Source organism: Streptomyces sp. NPDC055506 (assembly GCF_053643595.1).
On record NZ_JBSHKH010000284.1, the window covers coordinates 1 to 1,794 of the forward strand.

The window sequence follows — 1,794 nt, forward strand, 5'->3', positions numbered from 1 at the left end:
GTCACACCCCGGTCAGGCCGGGCGGGTCGGCTCGCCGTCCGGGAGCTCGGCGAATTCCGCCACGGCCCGGCTGAGCCACTGGGTCCAGAACGTCTCCAGGTCGATGCCGGCCCGCAGCACCAGATGCCGCAGCCGGTCCTCGGTGCCGTCCCGGCCGGGCGGGAAGTCGCGCCGCTCGATCTCCCGGTACTCCGCCAGCTGCCGCTCGTGCAGCCGCAGATGGCGTCGCAGATCGTCCTCCAGGCCCGCTGTGCCGACCACGGCCGCCGCCCTCAGCCGCAGCAGCAGCGTGTCGCGGTGCGGCTTGGGGTCCTGGGAGGCGGCGGTCCAGCGGGCCAGTTCGGCGCGGCCCGCGGTCAGGACCTCGTAGCTCTTCTTCTGCCCGCGCGCCGGCTGTTCGGAGGGCAGGGCCCGGATCAGGCCGTCGGCCTCCAGTTTTCCCAGCTCGCGATAGATCTGCTGGTGCGTCGCGGACCAGAAGTAGCCGATCGACCGGTCGAACCGGCGGGTCAGCTCCAGGCCCGACGACGGCTTCTCGAGCAGGGCGGTGAGGATCGCGTGCGGGAGTGACATACCAGTCATCCTAGGGACGGGCGGCAGGCCCCCTACAGCGCCGCCGCCAGCTCGGTGCCCTGCTTGATGGCGCGCTTGGCGTCCAGCTCCGCGGCCACGTCGGCGCCGCCGATCAGGTGCGTGCTGCGCCCGGCGGCGACCAGTTCCTCGTACAGACCGCGGCGCGGCTCCTGGCCCGTGCACAGCACGATCGTGTCGACCTCCAGCACCGTGCTCGCACCGTCGACCGTGACATGCAGTCCGGCGTCGTCGATCCGGTCGTAGCGCACGCCCGGGACCATGGTGACGCCGCGGTGCTTGAGTTCGGCGCGGTGGATCCAGCCGGTGGTCTTGCCGAGTCCGGCGCCGACCTTGGACGTCTTGCGCCGGAGCAGGTGGACGGTGCGCGGTGGAGCGGGCCGCTCGGGCGCGGCGAGGCCGCCGGGGCCGCGGTAGTCGAGGTCGACGCCCCACTGGCGGAAGTACGTCGCCGGGTTCTCGTGGGCCTTGTCACCGGAGTCCGTGAGGTACTCGGCGACGTCGAAGCCGATGCCGCCCGCGCCGAGGATCGCGACGCGGTCGCCGACGGGGGCGCCGTCGCGCAGGACGTCGAGGTAGCCGACGACGCTCGGGTGGTCGATGCCGGGGATGTCGGGGGTGCGCGGGCTGACGCCGGTGGCGACGACGACCTCGTCGTAGCCGTCGACGTCCGCGACCGTGACGGGGGTGTTGAGCCGTACGTCGACGCCGTGCCAGTCGAGCTGGGTGCGGAAGTAGCGGAGTGTCTCGTCGAACTCCTGCTTGCCGGGGACCTTGCGGGCGACGTTGAGCTGCCCGCCGATCTCGCTCGCGGCGTCGAAGAGGGTGACGTCGTGGCCGCGCTCGGCCGCCGAGACGGCGCAGGCGAGGCCGGCCGGGCCGGCGCCGACGACCGCGACGCGTTTGCGCAGCCGGGTCGGGGAGAGCACGAGTTCCGTCTCGTGGCAGGCGCGCGGGTTGACCAGGCAGGAGGTGATGAGGCCGCTGAAGGTGTGGTCGAGGCAGGCCTGGTTGCAGCCGATGCAGGTGTTGATCGCCTCGGGCCGGCCGGCCTCCGCCTTGATGACGAAGTCCGGGTCGGCGAGCATCGGGCGGGCCATCGACACCATGTCGGCCGCGCCCTCGGCCAGCAGTTCCTCGGCGAGTTCGGGGGTGTTGATGCGGTTGGTGGTGACGAGCGGGACGGACACCTCGCCCATGAGC

General features: G+C 72.5%; 2 protein-coding genes. Both read right to left on the reverse strand.

Going from position 1 to position 1,794, the window contains the following annotated elements; translation table 11 throughout:
* Positions 1–12: 12 nt before the first annotated feature.
* Positions 13–573: a PadR family transcriptional regulator gene (locus ACWIF2_RS40640; protein WP_454366724.1), complete on the reverse strand. Its 561-nt coding sequence runs from the start codon at positions 571–573 to the stop codon at positions 13–15.
* 32 nt (positions 574–605) lie between these two features.
* Positions 606–1,794, reverse strand: a 1,189-nt coding sequence (locus ACWIF2_RS40645) for an FAD-dependent oxidoreductase (protein WP_454366726.1), incomplete at its 5' end; no start/stop codon positions are given.

Coding starts and splice junctions, on each gene's coding strand:
- ACWIF2_RS40640 (WP_454366724.1), bottom strand. CDS start 573: ATGTCACTCCCGCACGCGATCCTCACCGCCCTGCTCGAGAAGCCGTCG.